23 protein-coding genes are annotated in these 24,590 nt (G+C 70.6%); 17 read left to right on the top strand and 6 right to left on the bottom strand.

The window, feature by feature from the left end:
* Positions 1–139: 139 nt before the first annotated feature.
* From CFN78_RS00640 to CFN78_RS00655, 4 genes are all read right to left on the bottom strand, one after another.
* Positions 140–1,012 (bottom strand): 1,4-dihydroxy-2-naphthoate polyprenyltransferase, encoded by an 873-nt coding sequence (locus tag CFN78_RS00640; protein WP_094861030.1) that lies wholly within the window; start codon positions 1,010–1,012, stop codon positions 140–142.
* Between the two features lie 97 nt (positions 1,013–1,109).
* On the bottom strand, positions 1,110–1,580 hold the full coding sequence (locus CFN78_RS00645; protein WP_133116263.1) for a hypothetical protein: 471 nt from the start codon (positions 1,578–1,580) through the stop codon (positions 1,110–1,112).
* 211 nt (positions 1,581–1,791) lie between these two features.
* Positions 1,792–2,934, bottom strand: coding sequence for an o-succinylbenzoate--CoA ligase (gene menE, locus CFN78_RS00650; RefSeq protein WP_094861031.1), 1,143 nt, complete (start codon positions 2,932–2,934; stop codon positions 1,792–1,794).
* Positions 2,935–2,971: 37 nt separating this feature from the next.
* A complete protein-coding gene (locus CFN78_RS00655) occupies positions 2,972–3,895 on the bottom strand; it encodes a 1,4-dihydroxy-2-naphthoyl-CoA synthase (protein WP_094860558.1) in 924 nt (307 codons plus the stop codon).
* A gap of 57 nt (positions 3,896–3,952) precedes the next feature.
* Between CFN78_RS00655 and menD the strand changes: the two genes are divergently transcribed.
* The 3 genes from menD to CFN78_RS00670 all read left to right on the top strand — a co-directional run bounded on the left by menD (position 3,953) and on the right by CFN78_RS00670 (position 7,920).
* Complete coding sequence (gene menD / locus CFN78_RS00660) at positions 3,953–5,620, top strand: 2-succinyl-5-enolpyruvyl-6-hydroxy-3-cyclohexene-1-carboxylic-acid synthase (RefSeq protein WP_094861032.1); 1,668 nt, start codon at positions 3,953–3,955, stop codon at positions 5,618–5,620.
* A gap of 157 nt (positions 5,621–5,777) precedes the next feature.
* Positions 5,778–7,316, top strand: coding sequence for a M1 family metallopeptidase (locus tag CFN78_RS00665; protein WP_094860559.1), 1,539 nt, complete (start codon positions 5,778–5,780; stop codon positions 7,314–7,316).
* 124 nt (positions 7,317–7,440) lie between these two features.
* Positions 7,441–7,920 (top strand): DUF3592 domain-containing protein, encoded by a 480-nt coding sequence (locus CFN78_RS00670; protein WP_094860560.1) that lies wholly within the window; start codon positions 7,441–7,443, stop codon positions 7,918–7,920.
* 153 nt (positions 7,921–8,073) lie between these two features.
* Here CFN78_RS00670 and CFN78_RS00675 read toward each other — a convergent pair whose 3' ends face one another.
* Positions 8,074–8,316 carry a zinc-ribbon domain-containing protein gene (locus CFN78_RS00675; protein WP_094860561.1) on the bottom strand — a complete coding sequence of 81 codons (243 nt, stop codon included), beginning with the start codon at positions 8,314–8,316 and terminating at the stop codon, positions 8,074–8,076.
* Between the two features lie 187 nt (positions 8,317–8,503).
* A complete protein-coding gene (locus CFN78_RS00680) occupies positions 8,504–9,355 on the bottom strand; it encodes an inositol monophosphatase family protein (RefSeq protein ID WP_094860562.1) in 852 nt (283 codons plus the stop codon).
* Between the two features lie 174 nt (positions 9,356–9,529).
* On the opposite strand from CFN78_RS00680, the gene CFN78_RS00685 reads away from it, so the two are divergent.
* The 14 genes from CFN78_RS00685 to nuoK all read left to right on the top strand — a co-directional run bounded on the left by CFN78_RS00685 (position 9,530) and on the right by nuoK (position 24,578).
* Positions 9,530–10,648 carry a glycosyltransferase family 4 protein gene (locus CFN78_RS00685; RefSeq protein ID WP_205660387.1) on the top strand — a complete coding sequence of 373 codons (1,119 nt, stop codon included), beginning with the start codon at positions 9,530–9,532 and terminating at the stop codon, positions 10,646–10,648.
* A 336-nt stretch (positions 10,649–10,984) separates the two neighbouring features.
* Positions 10,985–11,683 carry a demethylmenaquinone methyltransferase gene (locus CFN78_RS00690; RefSeq protein WP_094860563.1) on the top strand — a complete coding sequence of 233 codons (699 nt, stop codon included), beginning with the start codon at positions 10,985–10,987 and terminating at the stop codon, positions 11,681–11,683.
* A gap of 128 nt (positions 11,684–11,811) precedes the next feature.
* Positions 11,812–13,107, top strand: coding sequence for a geranylgeranyl reductase family protein (locus CFN78_RS00695; protein WP_094860564.1), 1,296 nt, complete (start codon positions 11,812–11,814; stop codon positions 13,105–13,107).
* Between the two features lie 494 nt (positions 13,108–13,601).
* Positions 13,602–13,958: an NADH-quinone oxidoreductase subunit A gene (locus CFN78_RS00700; protein ID WP_094861034.1), complete on the top strand. Its 357-nt coding sequence runs from the start codon at positions 13,602–13,604 to the stop codon at positions 13,956–13,958.
* Between the two features lie 10 nt (positions 13,959–13,968).
* The gene (locus CFN78_RS00705) at positions 13,969–14,520 is read left to right on the top strand and encodes a NuoB/complex I 20 kDa subunit family protein (protein ID WP_094860565.1); all 552 of its coding nucleotides are present in this window, start codon (positions 13,969–13,971) and stop codon (positions 14,518–14,520) included.
* Positions 14,521–14,526: 6 nt separating this feature from the next.
* Positions 14,527–15,321 (top strand): NADH-quinone oxidoreductase subunit C, encoded by a 795-nt coding sequence (locus CFN78_RS00710; protein WP_094860566.1) that lies wholly within the window; start codon positions 14,527–14,529, stop codon positions 15,319–15,321.
* A gap of 76 nt (positions 15,322–15,397) precedes the next feature.
* Positions 15,398–16,786 (top strand): NADH-quinone oxidoreductase subunit D, encoded by a 1,389-nt coding sequence (locus CFN78_RS00715; protein WP_094860567.1) that lies wholly within the window; start codon positions 15,398–15,400, stop codon positions 16,784–16,786.
* On the top strand, positions 16,783–17,637 hold the full coding sequence (gene nuoE, locus CFN78_RS00720; RefSeq protein WP_094860568.1) for an NADH-quinone oxidoreductase subunit NuoE: 855 nt from the start codon (positions 16,783–16,785) through the stop codon (positions 17,635–17,637). Before CFN78_RS00715 ends, nuoE begins: the two co-directional genes overlap by 4 nt.
* Positions 17,634–18,944 carry an NADH-quinone oxidoreductase subunit NuoF gene (gene nuoF / locus CFN78_RS00725; RefSeq protein WP_094860569.1) on the top strand — a complete coding sequence of 437 codons (1,311 nt, stop codon included), beginning with the start codon at positions 17,634–17,636 and terminating at the stop codon, positions 18,942–18,944. The genes nuoE and nuoF overlap by 4 nt, the downstream gene beginning before the upstream one ends.
* Positions 18,941–21,415 carry an NADH-quinone oxidoreductase subunit G gene (locus CFN78_RS00730; protein WP_094860570.1) on the top strand — a complete coding sequence of 825 codons (2,475 nt, stop codon included), beginning with the start codon at positions 18,941–18,943 and terminating at the stop codon, positions 21,413–21,415. The genes nuoF and CFN78_RS00730 overlap by 4 nt, the downstream gene beginning before the upstream one ends.
* Positions 21,416–21,444: 29 nt before the next feature.
* Positions 21,445–22,842 carry an NADH-quinone oxidoreductase subunit NuoH gene (gene nuoH / locus CFN78_RS00735; RefSeq protein WP_094861035.1) on the top strand — a complete coding sequence of 466 codons (1,398 nt, stop codon included), beginning with the start codon at positions 21,445–21,447 and terminating at the stop codon, positions 22,840–22,842.
* Positions 22,829–23,395 carry an NADH-quinone oxidoreductase subunit NuoI gene (gene nuoI / locus CFN78_RS00740; RefSeq protein WP_094860571.1) on the top strand — a complete coding sequence of 189 codons (567 nt, stop codon included), beginning with the start codon at positions 22,829–22,831 and terminating at the stop codon, positions 23,393–23,395. Before nuoH ends, nuoI begins: the two co-directional genes overlap by 14 nt.
* Positions 23,395–24,282 (top strand): NADH-quinone oxidoreductase subunit J, encoded by an 888-nt coding sequence (locus tag CFN78_RS00745; RefSeq protein ID WP_205660410.1) that lies wholly within the window; start codon positions 23,395–23,397, stop codon positions 24,280–24,282. Before nuoI ends, CFN78_RS00745 begins: the two co-directional genes overlap by 1 nt.
* Positions 24,279–24,578, top strand: coding sequence for an NADH-quinone oxidoreductase subunit NuoK (gene nuoK, locus CFN78_RS00750; protein ID WP_094860572.1), 300 nt, complete (start codon positions 24,279–24,281; stop codon positions 24,576–24,578). Before CFN78_RS00745 ends, nuoK begins: the two co-directional genes overlap by 4 nt.
* The last annotated feature ends 12 nt before the right edge of the window (positions 24,579–24,590 follow it).

Below are 24,590 nucleotides of genomic sequence, written 5' to 3' on the forward strand. Positions count from 1 at the left end.
ATCCCGCGTCGCCGCAATTCGTCGACATATTGCGCTTCGCCGGACCGCAATATGTCGACGAATTGCGATGCCTTGTGCACGATGGATCGCAATATGTCGACGAATTGCGGTCTGTGGGGGTGCGGGGCCGGTGTGGGGGTCAGCTCAGGGCGAGCCCGACGGAGGTCGACGCCGCCCAGAGCAGCATCGCCAGGCCGGTGTCGCGCAGTACCGGGATCAGCCCGCGCCCGGTGTGCCCGCCGGCGATCGTGCGCACCGGGACGAGGAGCAGCGCCGCCGCGAGCAGCCCGAGCAGCGCCGTGGGATACGCGATGCCGACCGCGACGCTCAGCAGGAACGGCACCGCCACGAGCGCCAGGTACAGCCGCCGCGTGGCCGGGTCGCCGAGCCGGACGGCCAGTGTGCGCTTGCCGGACTCGGTGTCGCTGGGGATGTCGCGCAGATTGTTGGCGACCAGCACGGCCGCCGAGAACGCCCCGATCGCCACCGAGCACGCCACCGCCGGGAGGCTGATCGTGCCCGCCTGGACGTACACCGTGCCGAGTACGGCGACCAGACCGAAGAAGAGGAAGACGGCGACCTCGCCGTAACCCGAGTAGCCGTACGGCTTCGAACCGCCGGTGTAGAACCAGGCGCCGAGGATGCAGCCGGCTCCGATGGCGAGCATCCACCACCGGCCGGAGAGTCCGACCAGGAGCAGCCCGAGCACGGCGGCCAGCCCGAAACAGGCGAACGCGGCCGCGCGTACGGTCCCCGGCGCCGCGACGCCCGCGCCGACCAGCCGCAGCGGGCCCACCCGGTCGGCGTCGGTGCCGCGGATGCCGTCGGAGTAGTCGTTGGCGAAGTTGACGCCGACGATCAGCGAGAGCGCCACCAGTAGCGCCAGCAGCGACTGCCACCAGGTGAACGCGCCCAGCGCCGCCGCCGCGCCCGCGCCGGCCAGCACCGGTGCGACGGCGTTGGGCAGCGTCCGCGGGCGCGCCCCTTCGATCCACTCCGCGACGGTCGCCATGCCGGTCATTCTGGCCGACGGTCACCGCCGGACGGCGCGGGCCACCCCGCCCGCGGGACGGGACGAGGTGGCCTGCGGGTTCGGCGTGCGGTCCGGGTCAGCCCGCCCAGCCGACGAGGTCGATCTCGCGCACCTGCGGGCCCGCGGTGCCGTTCGCGGCGGTCAGTACCAGCCGCGTCTGCACTGAGGTGGTCTCCGTGCCGAGCGTGGCGGAGGCGTCCTCGGTGATCGCCGTCCACGCGGTCCAGGTGCCGTCCGGGAGCAGGCCCCGGACGGCGACCTCGGCGGAGGTCCCCGCGGGGACGGTGGCGTCCAGCGTCGCGTAGACGGTGTCGACCGGGGCGGCGAGGGTTTCCGGTGCGAACTCGATGGTGGCCGACGGCGTGACACCGGCCGGAGTGGGGCCGCCGTTGGTGATGGACCAGGTCAGGGTGCCGCTGTCCGGGATGGGCGGTGCGGCCCAGGCGGGGTCGGCTGACATGCCGAGACCGACCGCGGCCGCCGCGATCACGGTTGCGGTGGGGATCAGTCGCCGACGGCTCTTCGTCCCTGTGGTGCCAGGCGTCATCGATGTGCTCTCCTCCGGCGGAACCGCGTGCGGCCATCGCCGACCGCTGCAGGGACGCGAACCCACCTCGTGTTCGACCCCATACCTGGCCTCGCGTGATGTCAACCTGATCCAGTGGGTGGCCGGTGAAAAGCCCGACGTTCGTAGGGTCGCAAACCTGCCTGCCTGCCCGTTTCGTGGACTTTGACGCGCATGTGAGGTACGGCCGGGATCAGCCGTGCCCGAGACCGTCCAGTACGGCAGCGCGGTCGACCTTGCCCGGTCCGCGCAGCGGCAACGCGGACGCGAACTCCACCTGTTTCGGCACGGCGGGCGCACCGGCGGCGGCCCGGACGGCGGAACGCAGTTCCTCGGCGTGCGGCGGCGCACCCGCCGGCACCACGACCGCGACCACGGCCTGGCCCCACTGCGGGTCCGGCACCCCGACCACACACGCCTGCGCGACGCCGGGGTGGGCCAGCAGCGCCCGTTCCACCGTCGCCGCGGGCACCTTGACCCCGCCGGTGTTGATCACGTCGTCTGCCCGGCCCAGCACCTCGAGCAGGCCGTCGTCGAGGCGGCCGAGGTCGCTGGTGCGGAACCACCCGCCGCCGAACGCCTCGCGGGAGAGGCCGGGCCGCGAGCGGTAGCCGTGGGCGAGCGTCGGCCCGCCGATCTCCACCCGGTCACCCTCGCCGAGGCGCACGGTCACCCCGTCCAGCGGTACGCCCTCGTAGACGCAGCCGCCTGCCGTCTCGCTCATGCCGTACGCGGAGCACACCCGTGCGCCCGCGAACCGGGCGCGCTCGCGCAGCCGCGCGTCCAGCGCGGCGCCGCCGAGGACGATCGCGTCGAAGCCGGCCAGCGCCTCGACGGCCCGGCCACCCGCGTCGAGCAGGCGGGCGAGCTGCGCGGGCACCAGCGCGGTGTAGCGGGGACCCTCGTCGAGCAGGGCGGCGGCCTCGGCGAAGGCGTCGGCGCGGAATCCGGCGGAGGTGTCCAGCACGACGGGCACCGTTCCGGCCCGCCACGAGCGGACCAGCACCTGCAGGCCGCCGACGTAGTGCGCGGGCGTCGCGAGCAGCCAGTGCCCCGGCCCGCCGATCCGCGAGTGCGCGGCGTCGGCCGAGGCCAGCAGCGCGCCGGGGGAGAGCAGCACGCCCTTCGGCTCACCGGTCGATCCCGAGGTCGCGACGACCACCGCCGTGCCCGGTTCGACCGGGTCTTCGGGCCGCATCGCCTCGTGCAGCGTGGACGCCGCCGGATCGCGTGTGTTCAACGGCAGTACGGCCGGCCCGCCGTCGAGGGCCTCGGCCAGCGCCTCCCGCAAGGTGCCGACCGCGTCCGGTCCACCGTCGGTCCACACCACCCGCATCGGCCGTTCCCGCATCGCCTGCCTGCCTGCCTGAGGATCAGTAGTAGTACGGGAACGCCGACCAGTCGGGATCGCGCTTCTGCAGGAAGGCGTCCCTTCCCTCGACGGCCTCGTCCTGCATGTACGCCAGCCGGGTGGTCTCGCCCGCGAAGAGCTGCTGGCCGATCAGTCCGTCGTCGACGGCGTTGAAGGCGTACTTGAGCATCCGCTGCGCCGTCGGCGACTTGCCGTTGACCTCCCACGCCCACTGCAGCGCCTCGATCTCCAGCCGCTCGTGCGGGACGACGGAGTTGACCGCGCCCATCTCGAACATCTGCTGCGCCGTGTACGTGCGGCCGAGGAAGAAGATCTCCCTGGCGAACTTCTGGCCGACCTGCCTGGCCAGGTAGGCCGAGCCGAAGCCGCCGTCGAAGGAGCCGACGTCGGCGTCGGTCTGCTTGAAGCGCGCGTGCTCCGCCGAGGCGAGCGTGAGGTCGCACACCACGTGCAGCGAGTGCCCGCCACCCGCCGCCCAGCCGCCGACGACCGAGATCACTACCTTGGGCATGAACCGGATCAACCGCTGGACCTCGAGGATGTGCAGACGGCCGGCCCGGGCCGGATCGACCGTGTCGGAGGTCTCGCCGCTTGCGTACTGATAGCCGGACCGACCACGAATACGCTGGTCACCACCGGAGCAGAACGCCCAGCCGCCGTCCTTGGGGGACGGGCCGTTGCCGGTCAGCAGGACGCAGCCGACGTCGGAACTCAGCCGCGCGTGATCGAGCGCCCGGTACAGCTCGTCGACGGTGTGCGGCCGGAAGGCGTTCCGGACGTCGGGACGGTCGAAGGCCACCCGGACCACCCGCTTGCCTGAGCGGGCCTCAGCCGAACGGTGGTAGGTGATGTCGGTGAAGTCGAAACCGTCGATCTCGGTCCACGCGGACGGATCGAACAGCTCGGAAACCTGGGCGTTGGGCACGTTTGGGAGAATAGGACGTGTGCGGATGACGAGGTACACGACACCTGGAGCCGCGTGGTGAATCCCTCAACCGCGCAGGCCCGGGTCATCGTCGACGAACTCGTCCGCAACACCGTCTCCCACGTGGTGCTTTGCCCCGGCTCGCGGAACGCCCCGCTCTCGCTCGCGCTCTACGACGCGGCGGCCGAGGGCAAGCTGCGGCTGCACGTCCGGATCGACGAGCGGGGCGCCGCCTTCCTCGCGGTCGGCATGGCCGCAAGGACCGGGCGGCCGGTCGCCGTGGTGTGCACCTCCGGGACGGCCGCGGCCAACTTCCACCCCGCGGTGCTGGAGGCCGACCGTGCCGGGGTACCGCTGATCGTGCTGACCGCGGACCGCCCGCCCGAGCTGCGCGCCGCCGGGGCGAACCAGGTCATCGAGCAGCAGAGGCTCTACGGCGGCGCGGTGCGGTACTTCGACGAGATGGCCGTCGCCGAGCGGCGGTCCGGGCAGAACGCCTACTGGCGCAGCCAGATCTGCCGGGCGTGGAACGCCGCCTACGGCGAGTGGCGCTGCGGGCCGGTGCATCTGAACGTCCCGTTCCGCGAGCCGCTGGTGCCCGACGGCTCCGAGGACTGGTTCGAGTCGCTGGAGGGCAGGCCCGGCGGTGCCCGCTGGACGGAGCTGCCGGACTTCGGCGCGCTGCCCGCGTTCGTGGTGCCCTCGGCGCGGCAGGGGCTGGTCCTCGCCTGCGACACCGGGGTGCGTGCGGCGAGCGAGTGGGCCGAACAGCACGGCTGGCCGGTGGTGGCCGAGACGGGCGGGCTGGGGCTCGGCGGTGCGACGGCGATCGGTTCGGGCGCCTGGCTGCTGGCCGTGGAGAAGTTCATCGCGACGCACAAGCCGGAGCAGGTGCTCTGCATCGGACGGCCGACGGTGTTCCGTCAGGTCCAGGGCCTGCTCGCCGATCCGGACGTCGAGGTGCTGCTGGTGCGCCCGGATTCCGACTGGCCCTCGCCCGCGCACAACGTCCGTCAGGTCGGGCAGTGGTTCGACGAGCCGACGAAGCCCGCCGACCCGGACTGGCTGGCGAGCTGGCAGGCGGCCGACGCGGCGGCGGCGGCAGCGGTACGGGCGACGATGGCGGACGAGGCGTGGCCGACCGGGCTGGGGCTGGCCGGGGAACTGGTTCGCGCGCTGCCCCCGGAAGCGCTGCTGGTCGTGGGCTCCTCGAATCCGGCACGGGACATCGCGCTGGCCGGCGGTCCGCGCCCGGACATCCTGGTCCACCGCAACCGGGGCGTGGCGGGCATCGACGGCATGGTCTCCACCGCGATCGGCGCCGCGACCGTCCACAGAGGACACTCGTACGCGCTGATCGGCGACCTGACGTTCCTGCACGATGCGAACGGCCTGCTCACCGGTCCGGCGGAGTCGCGGCCGGACCTGACGATCGTGGTGGTCAACGACGACGGCGGCGGGATCTTCACGCTGCTGGAGCAGGGCGCGCCCGCGCACTCGGCCGGGTTCGAGCGGGTGTTCGGCACCCCGCACGGGGCGGACCTCGGCGCGCTCTGCGCCGGGTACCGGGTGCCGCACGTGGTGGCGCGGACCCCGTCCGAGTTCCGCGAGGCGCTGCGTCCCGAGCCTGGACTGCGCGTCGTCGAGGTCCGGGTGGACCGGTCGCGGCACCGGGGGCTGCACGCCAGGCTGCGTGCGGCCGTCTCCGCCGCCGTGCCGGGTTGATCGCGCCGCGCGATTCGCTGTGTGGAAATTGCGGCGACAGTTCGTGAATCGTTGACGTCAAGTGGTTCCGGATTGCAAGACGCTTCTTTCGGCCGTTTCGCGGATCGCGTTCGACGGGGTAGCTTTCGCACCGTTTTCAGTTTCCCTGGGAGGTCTCATGCGATCGACGACGCGCGCCGGATCCGGTGTGCTGGCCACTGGAATGGCTGTCGTGCTGCTGTCCACGTCCGCGAGCGCCGCTCCCGGGCCCGGAGCGCCCGGAGCGGGCGATGTCTACTATCCCGGTGCGGGAAACGGGGGTTACGACGTTTCGCACTACGACGTCCGGCTGACCTACCAGCCCGATACCGACGAACTCGCGGGCACCACGACGATCCTCGCGAACACGACGCAGGAATTGTCCAGTTTCAACCTCGATTTCGGTTTGAAGGTCAACTCGGTTCGCGTCAACAATGTGCCCGCCGACTTCGCGAATGACGCCGCCGATCCGAGCGAACTCGTGGTGACGCCGAAGAACGCGCTCGCCGCCGACCAGTTCCTGACGATCGCCGTCGAGTACGCGGACACCCCCTCGAAGGTCGAGATCGACGGCCTGACCGCCTGGAAGAAGACCCCGGACGGCGCGCTCGCGGTGGACGAGCCGACCTCCTCGGAATGGTGGTTCCCCGCCAACGACCACCCGACCGACAAGGCGACCTACGACGTCTCGGTCGAGGTCCCGGACGACGCGGCCGCCATCTCGAACGGCAACCTCGTGCGCAAGACCAAGCAGCGCGAGGGCTGGACGCGGTGGAACTGGCGGAGCACCCAGCCGCAGGCCACCTACCTCACGTTCCTTGCCGTCGGCGCCTTCGAGGTGCTGGAGTCGACCACGCCGGACGGGCAGCCGTTCATCACCGCCTACGACCCGACGCTGGGGCCGAACCTGCCCGCCGCGAAGGGCAGCATCGAACGGACCCCGGAGGCCGTCGAGTTCCTGGAGACCGCGTTCGGGCCCTACCCGTTCGAGGCGCAGGGCGGCGTCGCCACCCCGCATCTCGGATTCGCGCTGGAGAACCAGACCCGGTCCGTCTACGACGGCGAGTTCTTCAAGTCCGGCACCAACATGTCGGTGGTGATCCACGAGAACGCGCACCAGTGGTTCGGCGACTCGGTGTCCCTCGGGCAGTGGCGGGACATCTGGCTGAACGAGGGCTTCGCGACCTACGCCGAGTTCCTGTGGTCGGAGCACGCCGGTGAGGGCACGGCGGACGAGCTGGCCGAGTACCTCTACAACTCGTACCCGGCGGACGATCCGTTCTGGCAGGTGCTGCCCGGTGATCCCGGCGCGGAGAACCAGTTCGACGGCGCCGTCTACGACCGGGGCGCGCTCGCCGTGCACGCGCTGCGCAAGGCCGTGGGCGAAGAGGCGTTCTTCGAGATCCTGAAGACCTGGCAGGAGCAGAAGAAGGGCGGCCACGCGACGCTCGACGAGTTCATCGCGCTCTCCGAGAAGATCTCCGGCAAGCCGTTGTTCGACCTCTACCAGACCTGGCTGTTCACCAAGGGGCGTCCTTCGGCGAGCCCGAACGGCCAGCCCTCGGCGGTCTCCGCCGCGAACGTCGCCCGCGCCGCGGACGGCGCCCCGGCCGAACCGAAGTCGTATCCGCGGATGCGTTCCACGCACGCCCTGCTGGGCGCGCACCACGGTCACTGACCGATCGCGTCCGGCCCGGGATCCCCGTGGTCCCGGGCCGGACGCGTGTCCGGCGCGTGCGGCCGGGCGGCGCTGTGTGCGGTTGGCGTGCCTGCCCCGAAGTACCCCGGTTTATGCTCGCGGCGTGACAGCGAGGAGTGAACGGCGGTGGCGGATCCTGTTCCGCGTGGTGCTCGGGCTGGCCTCCGTGGTGACCCTGCTGTGTCTCACCCTCGTCTTCGCGACGCTGCGCAACGACGGCGCCATCGGCGGCAGCACCGGCAACGCCAACGCCGACGTCGTCTCGGTCACCTTCGACCGCACGATCATCCGGTTCGTCACGCCGGACGGCGAGGTGCACATCCCGCCGAACGGTGTGCTCTACCCGGACGGCCTGAACGAGGGCGACCTCGTACGGATCGAGTACGACACCACCAACCCGGACCTGGTGCGGGTGGCCGGGCGGTCCGCCGCTCTCGCGATGCTGCCGCTCGGTTCGACGATCGGCTTCACCTGGCTGGCCGCCGCACCCCTGCTCTGGTGGATCCGCGGGCGCGGGCGTGCCTCGCCTCCGCCGGCGGAACCGGTGGCCGCGGCCGAGCCCGCACCGGCCGTCGACGGCTGACGGCACGCGGCTGACCGGACGCGGCTGTCGTGTCACGGCCGACGTGTCACGGCTGACGGCACGCGGGGTCCGATCGATTCGGCGTCCGACCGGCTTGCCGCAGACCGGCCCGCCGCTGACCCGCCCCCGCGGCCGATCGGCCCGACGCGGGGTTCAGCCCTGGTTGCCGTCGTGCTGTGCCTGCTCGGCCTGTTCCTTGGTCAGCCGCTGGGTCGCCCCGCAGAAGCTGCACTGCATGAAGTGCTTGGTGCTGATCGGGAACAGCGGAACGAAGAACAGCGCGAACTTGGTGACCACGCGATCCAGTCGCTGGGCGGCGGTGTTGCCGCAGTTGCCGCAGACCAGGGTGAGCATCGCCAACTGGATGATCTTCCTGCGGGTACCGAAGATGATCACGTTCGCTCCGATCGATTCGCGGCCTGTCCGGTCAGGAGTACCCGATCCGTACCCGGACGACGCATCCGGCCCGCTCAACGCGCCGGACGTAGGGCGGACGGACGTAGGGCGGCCGGACGCGCGGCGACCATCGGTGCCCAGCGCCGATCGGTTTTCCGTGCCGACCGGTTCGCGCCGGCTCCTCGAGTCAGGTCTGTCCGCGGCGGCCCTCCGGCAGGGTGTCCTGCCACCAGTCCAGTACCCGCTCGGCCATTGCCGGGGTGGCGACGAGCAGCCCGTCGGCGGGAAGCGGGCTCGCCTCGCCCCGCCGGTCGAGCACCACGGCGCCCGCTTCGAGTGCCAGTGCCACCGCCGCCGCGACGTCCCACTCGCGGTAGCTGAGCAGGACGGCCGCGCCCGCGTGCCCGAGGGCCACCTGCGCGATCGACAACGCGGCCGAGCCGAGCACCCGGACACCGGCACGGGCCGCCGCGGCCCGTTCGATGAAGCCGCCCATGCCGGGCCATGGGCCGGTGGGGATCAGTTCCGTGCAGACGATCGCGCCAGCCGGGGCACCGTGGCCGGCCAGGCGCAACGGGTGGCCGTTCGCCCTGGCGCCGCGTCCACGTGCGGCCGCGTAGATCTGCGCCCGGTACGGATCGGCGAGAACGCCGACCACCGGTCCGGAATCGTCCAGCAGCGCGAGGCTGTACGCGCACCACGGCAAGCCGGCGACGTAGTTGGCGGTCCCGTCGACCGGATCGACGACCCAGCGGTACTCGGCTTCGTCGGCGCCCTGGTCCGCGCCGGACTCTTCGCCGACGACGGGAACGCCGGGAAACTCCGACGTCAGTACCCGCCGGGTATGGCGCTCCAGGATGCGGTCGGTGTCGGTGACCCAGTCGAACGGTGACTCGGTGACATCCGGGTGGGCTCCGCGCCCGGCCGTCGCGGTGATCACGTCGGTCGCGTCGTTGGCCAGCCGCCCGGCGACCTCCAGTGCCCGCGACAGCATGCCGGGCTCGACCGGCCGGGCGGTGCGCGAGGACAAGAGGGTCACGCCGCCCGAGGTTGCGCTCGTTCGGTGTCCGCCGGCCGACAGGGAGGTGACGTTGTCTTCGCCATCTGGCGACATCTCGCGCCACCACGGCCGGCGTACGCGGTTCGCCGGACCTTGCCCCGGTCGTCACGCTGCCGTCGCCCTGTGGTGACCGGAAGCTGTGAGAGTGCGGGCGTGCGCGTCGCCATCGTCACCGAGAGCTTCCTGCCGCAGGTGAACGGCGTGACCAATTCCGTGCTGCGGGTCGTGGAGTACCTGCGCGAGCGCGGTCACCGGGTACTGGTGGTCGCGCCGGGTCCCGGACCCACCGAGTACGCGGGCGTTGCGGTGGTGCGGCTTCCCTCGGTAGAACTCCCGGTCGTCACCTCCTTGCGGATCGGCGTGCCGACGAGGACGGTGCGGACCGCGCTCACCGCCTTCGCCCCGGACGTCGTGCATCTCGCCTCTCCGTTCGTAGTGGGTGCGCGCGGTCTGGCCGCGGCGCGGCGGCTCGGAGTGCCGACGATCGCCGTGTACCAGACCGACATCGCCGGTTTCGCCGCCGCGTACGGGCTACGGCTGGGTGCCGGTACCGCCTGGCGCTGGACGCGCGGACTGCATTCGCGAGCGGACCGGACGCTCGCCCCGTCGACCGCTGCGGTCGACGAACTCCGCGAACACGGTGTTCCGCGCGTGCATCGCTGGGGCCGCGGCGTGGATACCGAGTGCTTCTCCCCGGAACACGCCGACCCCCGGCTGCGTGCCCGGCTCGCCCCGGCGGGCGAACTGCTGGTCGGCTTCGTGGGCAGGCTCGCCCCGGAGAAGCAGGTCGACCGGCTGGCCGCGCTCGCGAACGTCGAGGGCGTGCGCCTCGTCGTGGCCGGGGACGGGCCGGACCTCGGCGCGCTGCGGCAGCGGCTGCCGGGCGCGACTTTCCTCGGTGCCCGGCACGGCGGGGAACTCGCCGCCGTCTACGCCTGCCTCGACGTGTTCGTGCACACCGGCCCGTACGAGACCTTCTGCCAGACGGTGCAGGAGGCGATGGCCTCGGGCGTGCCGGTGCTGGCACCCGACGCCGGTGGCCCGCGTGATCTCGTCCGGCACGGGCATACGGGCTACCTGCTCCCGGCCGATCGACCCGGATTCGCCGCGGAATTGCCCGGTTACGTAGAGCGGCTACGCGACGGAGCCGTGCGCGCACGCCTCGGGGCCGAGGCGCGGTCGACGGTGCTCGGACGGACCTGGGCAGCCGTGTGCGCCGAGCTGCTCGGTCACTACGAGGCCGTGACGGGCAGGGTCACGCGCGCGGCCTGAACCACGACGGCCGGCGATGCGACCCGGCGGCGGCAGACCGGGCGCGGGGATCGGGCGTGGACAGGCCGAGCCTGCCCAGGCGAGCTCGTGCCGGTACGGCGGAGCGAGCGCGACCGGTACGCGACCCGGATGGCGCGGCCGGAGGCGCACGGCGGAACAGGCGGAACGGTAGGCGCGGGAGTCGGTGTTCATGTCACGACGATACCGAACAATCGAACATATGTTCGAACACGATCGAGTGGTTCGAGCTTCGGCGCAACCGGGCGGAACGCCTGCTCGGCGGCCCGTTCCCGGGACGGAATCCCGGCCGGCCACACGACGGCTACGCTGAGGCGCATGTCCCGAGCCAGCCTGGACAAGGATCCGCGCGAGGTCGCCGCGATGTTCGACGACGTCGCCTCCGGCTACGACCGGGCGAACTCCGTCATGACCTTCGGCTTCGACCGCAGGTGGCGGGTCAACACCGCGAAGGCGCTCGACGCGACTGCCGGTGAGAAGGTGCTCGATCTCGCCGCCGGCACCGGCGTCTCGACCAAGGAGTACACCCGGGGCGGGGCCTGGTGCCTCGCCGCGGACTTCTCCGTCGGAATGCTGCTTGCGGGCAGGCACCGCGGCGTGCCGATGGTCGCTGCCGACGCACTCGACCTGCCCTTCGCCGACGGCAGCTTCGACGCCGCCACCGTCTCCCTCGGCATCCGCAACTTCGTCGACACCAAGGCGGCGCTCACCGAGATCGCCAGGGTGGTGCGGCCCGGGGGCAGGCTGGTCATCTGCGAGGTCTCCACGCCGACCTTCCCGCCGATCCGGTTCGTCTACCGCAAGTTCATGCTGCGCGCGCTGACCTGGATGGGCCGGCGCTTCTCCAGCAACCCGGACGCATACGGCTATCTGGCCGAATCCATGCTGGCCTGGCCGGATCAGCGCGCTTTCGGCGAGATCATCGCCGCGGCGGGCTGGGCGGACGTCGAGTGGATGAACCTGACCTTCGGCGTCGTGGCCGTGCACCGGGCGCGCAAGCCGGACCACGGCGGTTAGGGCGCGCCCGGCGACCGGCGGTGGGCGCGGTGTTCACGCCGGGGCCCATCGACCGGGAATTGTCAGACGCGCCTCAGCTCGGTCTCTTACCGCGTCGCCGTCGTGGCGCCTTGTCTAGAGTGGGGCGCATGAGCAGCCCCAGCCGGCGTGATCCGGACCAGGACGCCGAGGTCATCGTCGTCGGAGCAGGCCCCGCGGGTTCGACCGCGGCGACGTACCTGGCCAGGGCGGGTATCGACGTGCTGCTGCTGGAGAAGACGACGTTCCCGCGCGACAAGGTCTGCGGTGACGGGCTGACCCCGCGCGGGGTCAAGCAGCTCATCGACCTCGGCATCGACATCAGCCCGGAGGCGGGCTGGGCACGCAGCCGCGGCCTGCGCATCCTCACCGGTGACCTGACGCTGGAGCTCGACTGGCCGGAGCTGTCCAGCTATCCGCCGTACGGTCTCGCGCGCACCCGGCACGATTTCGACGACCTGCTCGCCAGGACCGCGCAGAAGGCGGGCGCCCGGCTGTACGAACAGACCGCGGTCACCGGTGCCATCACCGACGAGCGCACCGGCCGCGTCATCGGCGTGCGGGCGAAGACCGGCCCGGAGAAGACCCCGGTCAGCTACCGCGCCCCGCTGGTACTCGCCTGCGACGGCGTGTCGGCGCGACTGGCGCTGAGCGTCGGCATCGACAAGCACGACAAGCGGCCGATGGGCGTGGCCGTGCGGCGGTACTACAAGAGCCCCCGGCACGACGACCCGTTCATCGAGGGCCACCTGGAACTGTGGGACCGCAGCGATCCCCGTGATCCCAAGCTGCTGCCCGGTTACGGCTGGGCGTTCCCGCTCGGCGACGGCACGGTCAACGTCGGCCTCGGCATCCTGTCGACGTCGAAAGCCTTCCGCAGTACCGACTACCGCGCCCTGCTGCGTTCCTGGCTGGACGGTACGCCCGAGGAATGGGGCTACCGCGAGGAGAACGCGGTCGGCAAGATCGGTGGCGCCGGCCTGCCGATGGGCTTCAACCGCACTCCCCACTACCGCGACGGCCTGCTGCTGCTCGGCGACGCGGGCGGCATGGTCAGCCCGTTCAACGGCGAGGGCATCCAGTCGGCGATGGAGTCCGCTCAGCTCGCGGCCGAGTGCGTCGTCCAGGCGCTGGCCCGGCCGGAGGGACCGTCGCGCGAGCGTGCGCTGGAGGCCTACCCGCTCGCGCTCAAGGAGGAGATGGGCGGGTACTACCGGCTCGGCAACCTCTTCGCGAAGGCGATCGGCAACCCGAAGGTGATGCGTGCCGCGACCAAGTACGGTTTGCGTATCAACAGCCTGCTTCCGTTGGTGTACAAGGGACTTTCCGGTTGTTACGACGCTCGCGGCGGTGACGGGGTGGACCGGTTGATCGCCGCCGCCTCGCGGGTCACGCCCAGCGCCTGAGCCGATCCGGGCACCTCTTCGACCTCGTGGGATACGTCACAAGCTGGTCTTCTGACCGGTTCGTTCGCTGCTGAACGCCGACCGGTTCGCGCTGGTCTGCGGCCGTTCAGGCTGGTCGCGTGCGGCCGCCGGGCCCTCTGGGGGATCGAGCGGCGCCGGGGGCGCGGGAGACAATGGTGTGAGGCACGTCCTACACTCCCCGCATGTCTTGTGAACCGCTTCACAACCGTGACGGGGATGCTTGTGAATCTTTTCACAAGCTCCGTGCCCGGTCCTGGCCGCGGTCACGGCCGGCCGGTACCGGCTGTAAGGCTGCCCTAACCCTCGGACGTGTGACCGAGGTCCCTTAGGGTTCGGCCGAGGTAGTAGCTCAGCCCACACCCACGAGCAGCGGCGCGGAAAGGATGGCGAGGACCGTGCTGATGTCAGAAGCCCCAGGAGGCGTCACCGGGCAGGTGATCCAGGCGCAGGGAATCTCCGCGCCGGGCCTCGGCATGTACCTGCCGCTGGTGATCCTCTTCGTGCTCGCCACGGGCTTCGCGGTCTTGTCCGTGCTGCTCGGCCCGCTGCTGGGCCCGAGCCGGTACAACAAGGCGAAGCTGGCCGCGTACGAGTGCGGCATCGAGCCCTCGCCGCAGCCCGTCGTCGGCGGCGGCCGGATGCCGATCGCCTACTACATCACCGCGATGCTGTTCATCCTGTTCGACATCGAGATGGTGTTCCTCTACCCGTTCGCGGTCTCGGCGGACGCGCTCGGCCTCTTCGGCCTGGCGGAAATCGTGCTGTTCATCGCGACGGTCGGCTTCGCGTACGCCTACGTCTGGCGTCGCGGCGGACTGGACTGGAACTAAGGGGCGCCCCATGGGCCTGGAAGAGAAACTCCCCAACGGCATCCTGTTGGCCAGCCTCGAAGGCCTGGTCAACTGGGCACGCAAGAACTCGCTCTGGCCCGCCACCTTCGGCCTGGCCTGTTGCGCGATCGAGATGATGACGGTCGGCGGTTCGCGTTACGACATCGCCCGGTTCGGCATGGAGCGCTTCAGCGCGACGCCGCGCCAGGCGGACCTGATGATCGTCGCCGGCCGGGTCACCCAGAAGATGGCCCCGGTGCTGCGGCAGATCTACGACCAGATGGCCGAGCCGCGCTGGGTGCTGGCGATGGGCGTCTGCGCCTCGTCCGGCGGGATGTTCAACAACTACGCCGTCGTCCAGGGCGTCGACCACATCGTGCCGGTCGACATGTACCTGCCGGGCTGCCCGCCGCGCCCGGAGATGCTCCTCGACGCGATCCTCAAGCTGCACGCCAAGATCCAGGACGAGCCGATCAACGCCCGCCGGGCCGCGATCCGCGCCGCGAGCGGTGAGCGCACCGAGCTGATCGCCTCCTCCATCAAGTACGCACCGAAGAAGTGATGGCAGATGCCCGAAGCTGACGATCCCACCACCTCCGACCCCGACCAGCGGGGACCGGGCGAGTCGTACTCCGGCGCGGAGCGGCCCGCCGACTCCGAGGGCGGCGACGCGCTCGCCCCGCAGGGTGCCCGCCCCGCCGAACCGGTCGTCGTCGGAGCGCAACGCTCCGGCATGTTCGGTGTCTCCGGCTCCGGCGACACCTCCGGCTACGGCGGCCTGCGCCTGCCCGCCTACACGGCTCCGCCCGCGGAACGTCCCTACGGCGGCTGGTTCGACGACTTCGCCGACGAGTTCTACGCGGCGCTGTCCGACAACGACGTCCCGGTCGAGGCGATCCTGCAGACCACCGTCGACCGCGGTGAGATCACCTTCTACGTCCAGCGCGAGCACCTGGTGGCGATCTGCCGCACCCTGCGCGACGACGAGGGGCTGCGCTTCGAACTGTGCAGCTCGGTGTCCGGTGTGGACTACGGCGTCGACGTGCCGCAGCGCCTGCACGCCGTCTACCACCTGACGTCGATGACCTACCGCAAGCGGATCCGCCTCGAGGTCACCATGGACGTCGGTGACGAGCACGTTCCGTCCATTGTGGACGTCTATCCGACGGCCGACTGGCAGGAGCGGGAGGCCTACGACATGTTCGGCATCGTCTTCGACGGCCACCCGGCCCTGACGCGGATCCTCATGCCGGACGACTGGGACGGCCACCCCCAGCGCAAGGACTACCCGCTCGGCGGGATCCCGGTCGAGTACAAGGGCGCGGAGATCCCGCCCCCGGACCAGCGGAGGTCGTACTCGTGACCCGCTCCGACGTACCTGCCGCAGGCGCGCACTCGTCCACCGGGGTGCCGTCGATCCCGATTCCCGCGGAGACGAAATGACGAGCAGCGAGAACATCGCCGAGGCGAGCACCGGGACGGACACCACGCAGCCGGGTGCGGACAGCACCGGCGCCGCGTACGCGGATTCCCGGGACACCACCGAGGGCCGCGTCTACACGGTCTCGGGTGGTGACTGGGACGACGTCATCGGCGGGCTCGACTCCTCCGAGCACGACGAGCGCATGGTCATCAACATGGGCCCGCAGCACCCCTCCACGCACGGCGTGCTGCGCCTGGTGCTGGAGATGGAGGGCGAAACCGTCACCCAGCTCCGTTCGGTCATCGGCTACCTGCACACCGGGATCGAGAAGAACTGCGAGTACCGCACCTGGACCCAGGGCGTCACCTTCGTGACGCGGATGGACTACCTGGCGCCGCTGTCGAACGAGATGGCGTACTGCCTCGCGGTGGAGAAGCTGCTCGGTATCGAGGCGCCGCGCCGCGCCGCGCTGATCCGGGTGCTGCTGCTGGAGCTGAACCGGATCGGTTCGCACATGGTCTACATCGCCACCGGCGGCATGGAACTCGGTGCCACCACGGCGATGACGCTCGGCTTCCGCGAGCGAGAGGAAGTGCTGCACCTACTGGAGCACCTGACCGGCCTGCGGATGAACCACGCGTTCATCCGCCCCGGCGGGCTGGCACAGGACCTCCCGGACGACTACCACGAGAAGGTCACCGAGTTCATCAAGGTGATGGACTCCCGGCTTCCCTTGTACGACAAGCTCTTCACCGGTCAGCCGATCTGGCGCAACCGGCTCAAGGGCGTCGGCTACCTGCCGGTGGACGCCTGCCTCTCGCTGGGCATCACCGGCCCGGTGCTGCGTTCGGCCGGGCTGCCATGGGACCTGCGCAAGGTGGAGCCGTACTCCTGCTACGAGGAGTTCGACTTCGAGGTGCCGATCGACACCGGCGCCGACTGCTGGGCGCGGTACCTGCTGCGCGTCGAGGAGATGCACCAGTCGCTCAAGATCGTCCGCCAGGTGCTCGACAAGCTCGAGCCCGGCCCGGTGATGGTGGAGGACAAGAAGGTCGCCTGGCCCGCGCAGCTCTCGGTCTCCTCGGACGGCATGGGCAACTCGCTCGAGCACGTCCGCAAGATCATGGGCCAGTCGATGGAGTCCCTGATCCATCACTTCAAGCTGGTGACCGAGGGCTTCAAGGTGCCGGCGGGCCAGGTGTACGTGCCGGTCGAGTCGCCCCGCGGTGAGCTGGGCTACCACCTGGTGTCCGACGGCGGGACGCGCCCGATGCGGGTGCACGTCCGGGAACCGAGTTTCGTGAACCTGCAGTCGATGCCCGCGATGTCCGAGGGCGGACTGGTGGCGGACGTCATCGCCGCCGTCGCCTCGATCGACCCGGTGATGGGGGGAGTGGACCGATGACCACCGAAGTTCCGGAGCCCGGCCCGAACCAGGCCGAGCGGACGCACGCGGCCGCCGGTGGCGACGTGGACGTCATGGCGATCTCGCCGGTGCGCGAGGAGGGCATGCTCGACGACGCCCGGCTCGACGACCCGTTCGACGCCGACATCGTCGCGAAGGCACAGAACCTGATCGCGCGGTACCCGCAGTCCCGGTCGGCGCTGTTGCCGATGCTGCACCTGGTGCAGTCGGTGCAGGGTTACGTCAGCCAGGAGGGCATCGCCTTCTGCGGCCGCCACCTCGACCTGACCGACGCCGAGGTCAGCGCCGTGGCGACGTTCTACACGATGTACAAGCGGCAGAAGTGCGGCGAGCACCTGGTCAGCGTCTGCACCAACACGCTGTGCGCGGCACTCGGCGGCGACGCGATCTACCAGAAGCTGCAGACGCACCTCGGTTCCGAGGACAAGCCGCTGGGGCACCAGCAGACCGTCGGCGAGCCGGGTGAGCAGGGCTCGATCATGCTCGAACACGCCGAGTGCCTGGCCGCCTGCGACCTCGGCCCGGTGCTGCAGGTCAACTACGAGTACTACGACAACCAGACCGTCGACTCGGCGGTGGAACTCGTGGACGCCCTGCGGCGCGGCGAGAAGCCGGCCCCGACCCGCGGCGCGCCGCTGTCCGACTTCAAGAGTGCCGAACTCCAGCTCGCCGGGTTCTTCCCGGAGGACGAGCGGACCTACCGTGCCGACGTCGACGGACCCTCGCACGCGCCGGAGACGCTGGCAGGCGCGAAGCTCGCCGAGGACCGCGGCTGGGCGGCACCCGCCATGGCCGACAACGTGGCGATGCCGGAGGTGGAGAAGAAATGACGCAGCCCGATCCGGTCACCCCGGTACTCACGAAGCGCTGGCTCTCACCGAACTCGTGGCGGCTGGAGACCTACGAACGCCTCGAGGGCTACACCGCGATGCGCAAGGCGCTCGAGGCGACGCCCGAGCAGGTCGTCACGCTGATCAAGAACGCCGGCCTGCGCGGGCGCGGCGGCGCCGGCTTCCCCTCCGGCGTCAAGTGGTCGTTCATGCCCCCGGCAGGCGAGGACGGCCGCACGGCCAAGCCGCACTACCTGGTCATCAACGCCGACGAGGGCGAACCGGGAACCTGCAAGGACATCCCGCTGATGATGGCCGATCCGCACTCGCTGATCGAGGGCTGCGTGATCGCCGCCTACGCGATGCGGTCCAACCACTGCTTCATCTACGTCCGCGGCGAGGCCTTGCACTGCATCCGCAGGCTGAACGCCGCCGTCCGCGAGGCCGAGGCGAAGGGTTACCTGGGCAAGGACATCCTCGGCTCCGGCTTCGACCTGACCATCACCGTGCACGCGGGTGCGGGCGCCTACATCTGCGGGGAGGAGACGGCGCTGCTCGACTCGCTGGAGGGCCGTCGCGGCCAGCCGCGGCTCAAGCCCCCGTTCCCCGCGGCAGCCGGCCTCTACGCCGCGCCGACGACGGTGAACAACGTGGAGACCATCGCCACGGCCCCGTACATCGTCAACGGCGGCGCCGACTGGTTCCGCATGATGGGCAGCGAGAAGTCGCCTGGACCGAAGATCTACTCGATCTCCGGTCACGTGGAGAAACCCGGCCAGTACGAGGCGCCGCTGGGCACCACCCTGCGCCAGCTCCTCGACATGGCGGGCGGCATGAAGGACGGCGTCCCGCTCAAGTTCTGGACCCCGGGCGGCTCGTCGACGCCGATGTTCACCGCGGAGCACCTGGACACGCCGCTGGACTTCGAGGGCGCCGCAGAGGCGGGCTCGATGCTCGGCACCACCGCGGTGATGGTGTTCAACGAGACCGTCTCCGTCCCGTGGGCGGTGATGAAGTGGACCCAGTTCTACGAGCACGAGTCCTGCGGCAAGTGCACCCCGTGCCGCGAGGGCACGTACTGGCTGGCGCAGGTGCTGGAGCGGATGGTCGAGGGCAACGGCACCGAGTCCGACATCGACACCCTGCTCGACGTCTGCGACAACATCCTCGGCCGCTCGTTCTGCGCGCTCGGTGACGGCGCGGTCTCGCCGATCACCAGTGGTATCAAGTACTTCCGCGACGAGTTCCTCGCCCTGTGCGAGAAGAACAGGACGCGGGAGCCGGCACTCGTTGGAGCACAGGCATGACAATCGCGCCGGACAAGGCTGAGACCTCCGAGACCCCGGTCCCGGAGGGCCACGTCAAGCTCGTCATCGACGGCGAAGAGGTCGTCGCGCCGAAGGGTGAGCTGCTGATCCGCACCGCGGAACGTCTCGGCACCGTCATCCCGCGGTTCTGCGACCACCCGCTGCTCGACCCGGCGGGCGCCTGCCGCCAGTGCCTGGTCGAGGTGGAGATGAACGGCCGCCCGATGCCGAAGCCGCAGGCCTCGTGCACGATGACGGTCGCCGACGGCATGGTGGTGAAGACACAGCTCACCTCCCCGGTCGCCGACAAGGCGCAGCAGGGCGTGATGGAGCTGCTGCTGATCAACCACCCGCTGGACTGCCCGATCTGCGACAAGGGCGGCGAATGCCCGTTGCAGAACCAGGCGATGGCGCACGGCCGCGCGGAGTCCCGTTTCGTGGACACCAAACGCACCTTCCCGAAGCCGCTGCCGATCTCCACGCAGGTGTTGCTGGACCGGGAGCGCTGTGTGCTCTGCCAGCGCTGCACCCGTTTCTCCGCGGAGATCGCCGGTGACCCGTTCATCGATCTGCTCGAACGCGGCGCGCACCAGCAGATCGGCACGGCGGAGACGGCCGACGTGCTGGACATGGCGTCGAAGACGACGTCCGGCAAGCCCTTCCAGAGCTACTTCTCCGGCAACACCATCCAGATCTGCCCGGTCGGGGCGCTGACCAGCGCCGCGTACCGGTTCCGCTCCCGGCCGTTCGACCTGGTGTCCTCGCCGAGCGTCTGCGAGCACTGCTCCTCCGGCTGTGCCGAGCGCACCGACTTCCGCCGCGGCAAGGTCACCCGCAAGCTCGCGGGCGACGACCCGGACGTGAACGAGGAGTGGATCTGCGACCGGGGTCGCTTCGCCTTCCGTTACGCCACCGCCGCCGGACGGCTGCGGCGTCCGCAGATCCGCAACGCCGAGACCGGCGAGCTGGAGGAGGCCTCCTGGACGGAGGCGCTGCAGGTGGCCGCCGAGGGGCTGGCGCAGGCGCGGGACGAACGCGGGGTGGGCGTGCTGCCCGGCGGCAGGCTGACCGTGGAGGACGCCTACGCGTACTCGAAGTTCGCCCGGATCGCCCTGCGCACCAACGACATCGACTTCCGCGCCAGGGCGCACTCCGCGGAGGAGCTGGACTTCCTCGCGGGACGCGTCATCGGGACGACCCCGGAAAACGGGGTGTCCTTCGCCGCCATCGAGGCCGCGCCGACCGTGCTGTGCGTCGCCTTCGAGCCGGAGGAGGAGGCGCCCGTCGTCTTCCTCCGCCTGCGCAAGGCGGCTCGCAAGCAGGGCACCAAGGTCGTCCACATCGGACAGTGGACGACGCAGTCGGTGCGCAAGACCTTCGGCGAGCTGCTGGCCTGTGTGCCCGGTGGCGAGGCCGCGGCGATCGACGCGCTGCCGCAGCACGCCGAGGACCTGGACGAGCGGCTCGCCGCCGAGGGCGCGGTCGTGCTGGTGGGCGAGCGGGCGGCGGAGGTGCCGGGGCTGTTCTCGGCCCTGCACCGGCTGACCGAGCGCACCGGCGCGAAGATCGCCTGGATCCCGCGTCGCGCCGGTGAGCGCGGCGCGCTCGACGCGGGCGCCGTCCCGACGCTGCTGCCGGGCGGCCGCCCGGTGGGCGACGCCGCGGCGCGGGCCGAGGTGGAGAAGTCCTGGGGCCTCGGCGAGGGTGTGCTGCCCGGCGGCCCCGGCCGCGACACGGCGGGCATCCTGACCGCCGCCGCGGCGGGTGAGCTGGGCGGCCTGCTGGTCGGCGGGGTCGATCCGGACGACCTGCCGGACCCGGACCTGGCCCGCGGTGCACTGGCACGGGCCGACTTCGTCGTCAGCCTGGAACTGAGCGCGAGCACGGTCACCGAACACGCCGACGTGGTGCTGCCGATCGCCCCGGCCGCGGAGAAGAGCGGCACCTACCTCAACTGGGAGGGCCGCAGCCGCCCGTTCAGCGTGACGCTGGAAGGTACCGGCGCGCTGTCCGACTGCCGGGTGCTGGACACACTGGCCGTCGAGATGGACGCCGACCTGTTCACCCAGACTCCGCAGGCGGCAGCGGCCGATCTCGGCAGGCTGGGCGTGCGGCCCTCGGGTACCGCACCGTCCGTCCAGAGTGGACAGTCACCGAAGCCCGGCAAGGGTGAGGCGCTGCTGGCCACCTGGCGGCAGCTTCTCGACCTGGCCTCGCTGCAGGCCGACGAGCCGAACCTGGCGGGCACGGCACGTCCGGTCCTCGCCCGGCTGTCGGCGACGACGGCGCAAGGACTCGGCGGCCGGGTCACCGTCGCCACCAAGCGCGGCGAGATCACCCTGCCGGTGGAGGTCGCCGACCTGCCCGACGGCGTCGTGTGGCTGCCCGGCAACTCGGTGGGTTCGCAGGTGCGCCGCACTCTCGGCGCGGGCCACGGTTCCGTGGTCTCCATCAGCGGAGGTGCGCAGTGACTCCCCTTCTGGCGCAGGCGCCGGAGCAGATGACACGAGCGGAGCTGCTCGCCGACGATCCGCTCTGGCTGATCCTGATCAAGTGCGTCGTCATCCTGCTGATCGGCCCGATCCTGACGATCCTGCTGATCGTCTGGGAGCGCAAGGCCGTCGGCCGGATGCAGAACCGCCCCGGCCCGAACCGGGTCGGCCCCGGCGGTTACCTGCAGTCGCTCGCGGACGCGATCAAGCTCCCCTTCAAGGAGCAGATCATCCCGGACACCGCCGACCGCAAGATCTACTTCCTGGCCCCGGTGATCGCGGTCGTCCCGGCGCTGATCGGGCTCGCCGCCATCCCCTTCGGCCCCGAGGTCTCGATCTTCGGTGAGCGGACCGTGCTCCAGCTCGTCGACCTGCCGGTCGGTGTGCTGCTGGTCCTCGCCGGCGCGTCCATCGGCGTCTACGGAATCGTGCTGGCGGGCTGGTCCTCCGGCTCGCCGTACCCGCTGCTGGGTGGCCTCCGCTCGGCGGCCCAGGTCATCTCGTACGAGATCGCGATGGGCCTGTCGATCGTCGGTGTCGCGCTCTACGCGGGCTCGCTGTCCACCGGCACGATCGTCGACGCGCAGCAGACCGGCTGGTTCTTCTGGCTGCTGCCGGCGAGCTTCGTCATCTACCTGATCTCCATGGTCGGCGAGACGAACCGTGCGCCCTTCGACCTGCCCGAGGCGGAGTCCGAGCTGGTCGGCGGTTTCCACACCGAGTACAGCTCGATGAAGTTCGCGATGTTCTTCCTCGCCGAGTACGTCAACATGGTGATCGTCTCCGCGTTCGCGACGACCCTGTTCCTCGGCGGTTACATGGCGCCCTGGCCGTTGTCGACGATCGGCGATGGCGTGCTCAACACCGGCTGGTGGCCGATGTTGTGGTTCTTCGGCAAGATGTTCGTCCTGCTCTTCGGCTTCATCTGGCTCCGCGGCACGCTTCCCCGGATGCGCTACGACCAGTTCATGAAGCTCGGCTGGAAGGTGCTGGTCCCGGCCAGCCTGGTCTGGCTCGTGCTGGTCGCCGGCATCCGCGCGATCCGCAACGACGCGGACGTCTCCCCGCAGCAGATCCTGATCATCGGCGGCGTCGTCATCGTCGTACTGGTGCTGCTGACGCTGCTGCTGCCGGACAAGAAGCTGCCCGAGGACGAGGATCTGGTGCCGATCACCGGCGGCGGGTACCCGACGCCTCCGGCCGACCTGAAGGTGCCGACGGCCACGCCACGCCAGCAGAAGGCGTTGAAGGCCAGGACGAAGGCCGACAAGAAACAACCCGCGGCGATCGCCGCCGGTTCGGGCCGTTCCGGCTCGGACAGTGTCGATCCGGCTCGGGCCGACCTGGACCAGGCCGACCCGGACAGCGCGGGCGCGAGCAAGGAGGACGGCGATGGGACTGTTTGACCCCATCAAGGGTTTCGGAGTCACCTTCTCCACGATGTTCAAGAAGGTGGCCACCGAGGAGTACCCGGAGGCCGGCGCCCCAGCCGCACCCAGGTACCACGGCAGGCACCAGCTCAACCGGCACCCGGACGGGCTGGAGAAGTGCGTCGGCTGCGAGCTGTGCGCGTGGGCCTGCCCGGCGGACGCGATCTTCGTCGAGGGCGGTGACAACACCGAGGAGGAGCGCTACTCCCCGGGCGAGCGGTACGGCGCCGACTACCAGATCAACTACCTGCGCTGCATCGGCTGCGGGCTGTGCGTCGAGGCCTGCCCGACCCGCTCCCTGACGATGATCAACTTCTACGAGCTGGCCGACGACGACCGGCAGCGCCTCATCTACACCAAGGAGGACCTGCTCGCCCCGCTGCTGCCCGGCATGGAGCAGCCGCCGCACCCGATGCGGCTCGGCGAGAACGAGCAGGACTACTACGTCAACGGACCGCAGCTCGCCAAGGGCCGCGGCGTGCCAGAGGGCGAGACGGTGGAGACATCGCAAGAGGAGGTCATCCAGTGATCGCGCTCGCCTCCGCGCAGCTCGCCCAGGGAGCCGCCGACTCGACCGTCTCCACCGGTGAGGCCATCACGTTCTGGGTGCTCGGCCCGCTGGCACTCGCCGGTGCGCTCGGCATGATCTTCGCTCGCAACGCCGTGCACTCGGCGCTGTGGCTGGTACTCACCATGCTCTCGCTCGGCATGCTCTACATGGTGCAGAGCGCCCCGTTCCTCGGGTTCACGCAGATCATCGTCTACACCGGCGCGATCATGATGCTGTTCCTGTTCGTGCTGATGCTCGTCGGCAAGGAGAGTTCCGACTCGGTCGTCGAGGTGCTGCGCGGTCAGCGGCTGACGGCGGCGCTGCTGGGCATCGGGATGGCCGGCCTGGTCACCGCCGCACTCACCAGGGCGCTGACCGACGTCACCCCGGCCGCCGCGCTCGACCCGAACACCCCCGAGGGCGGTGGCGCGGGCGGTCTCGGCAGGCTGATCTTCACCGACTACCTGTTCCCCTTCGAGCTGACCTCGGCGCTGCTGATCACCGCGGCGCTCGGCGCGATGGTGCTGGCGTTCACCGACCGCAACGCCAAGTCCGGCAAGCGTTCGCAGCGCGAACTGGTCGAGGCGCGGTTCCGCGGGGAGTACGAGCGCCCCTCGCCGCTGCCGGGACCGGGTGTGTTCGCCACGGCCAACTCCGTGGCCACCCCGGCGCTGCTGCCGGACGGTTCGGTGGCACCCGAGTCGCTGTCCTCGCTCATCGAGTCCACGGCCGCGGAGAAGTTCTCCAAGGAGCGCAAGAAGGTCGCGGGCGAGGAGCCGAAGGCGGACGCCAGGGCACTGGTCGGCGGGCACGAAGACGACGAGTCCGGTGACTCGTCGGCCGAGGCGAAGGGTGAGTCGAAGTGACCCCCACGTACTACCTGCTGCTGTCGGCGCTGCTGTTCTCCATCGGCGCCGTCGGCGTGCTGGTGCGGCGCAACGCGATCGTCGTGTTCATGTGCATCGAGCTGATGCTCAACGCGGTGAACCTGTCGCTGGTCACCTTCGCCCGGATCAACGGCTCGATCGACGGCCAGGTGATGGCGTTCTTCGTGATGGTCGTGGCCGCCGCGGAGGTCGTGGTCGGCCTGGCGATCATCATGTCGATCTTCCGCACCCGGCGCTCGGCCTCGGTCGACGACACCAACCTGCTGAAGTACTGAAGGGGCCCGGCT

The sequence above is a fragment of the Amycolatopsis antarctica genome, from assembly GCF_002262875.1.
In the GTDB taxonomy this organism is placed as follows: Bacteria; Actinomycetota; Actinomycetes; order Mycobacteriales; family Pseudonocardiaceae; genus Amycolatopsis; species Amycolatopsis antarctica.

What these genes read in the sequence shown, in the direction of transcription:
- CFN78_RS00730 (WP_094860570.1), top strand. Translation starts at nt 18,941, where the DNA reads ATGACAATCGCGCCGGACAAGGCTGAGACCTCCGAGACCCCGGTCCCG.
- CFN78_RS00700 (WP_094861034.1), top strand. Translation starts at nt 13,602, where the DNA reads ATGTACCTGCCGCTGGTGATCCTCTTCGTGCTCGCCACGGGCTTCGCG.
- nuoI (WP_094860571.1), top strand. Translation starts at nt 22,829, where the DNA reads ATGGGACTGTTTGACCCCATCAAGGGTTTCGGAGTCACCTTCTCCACG.
- CFN78_RS00715 (WP_094860567.1), top strand. Translation starts at nt 15,398, where the DNA reads ATGACGAGCAGCGAGAACATCGCCGAGGCGAGCACCGGGACGGACACC.
- menE (WP_094861031.1), bottom strand. Translation starts at nt 2,934, where the DNA reads ATGCGGGTGGTGTGGACCGACGGTGGACCGGACGCGGTCGGCACCTTG.
- CFN78_RS00645 (WP_133116263.1), bottom strand. Translation starts at nt 1,580, where the DNA reads ATGACGCCTGGCACCACAGGGACGAAGAGCCGTCGGCGACTGATCCCC.
- CFN78_RS00695 (WP_094860564.1), top strand. Translation starts at nt 11,812, where the DNA reads ATGAGCAGCCCCAGCCGGCGTGATCCGGACCAGGACGCCGAGGTCATC.
- CFN78_RS00705 (WP_094860565.1), top strand. Translation starts at nt 13,969, where the DNA reads ATGGGCCTGGAAGAGAAACTCCCCAACGGCATCCTGTTGGCCAGCCTC.
- CFN78_RS00640 (WP_094861030.1), bottom strand. Translation starts at nt 1,012, where the DNA reads ATGGCGACCGTCGCGGAGTGGATCGAAGGGGCGCGCCCGCGGACGCTG.
- CFN78_RS00665 (WP_094860559.1), top strand. Translation starts at nt 5,778, where the DNA reads ATGCGATCGACGACGCGCGCCGGATCCGGTGTGCTGGCCACTGGAATG.
- CFN78_RS00690 (WP_094860563.1), top strand. Translation starts at nt 10,985, where the DNA reads ATGTCCCGAGCCAGCCTGGACAAGGATCCGCGCGAGGTCGCCGCGATG.
- nuoE (WP_094860568.1), top strand. Translation starts at nt 16,783, where the DNA reads ATGACCACCGAAGTTCCGGAGCCCGGCCCGAACCAGGCCGAGCGGACG.
- CFN78_RS00710 (WP_094860566.1), top strand. Translation starts at nt 14,527, where the DNA reads ATGCCCGAAGCTGACGATCCCACCACCTCCGACCCCGACCAGCGGGGA.
- nuoF (WP_094860569.1), top strand. Translation starts at nt 17,634, where the DNA reads ATGACGCAGCCCGATCCGGTCACCCCGGTACTCACGAAGCGCTGGCTC.
- nuoH (WP_094861035.1), top strand. Translation starts at nt 21,445, where the DNA reads ATGACACGAGCGGAGCTGCTCGCCGACGATCCGCTCTGGCTGATCCTG.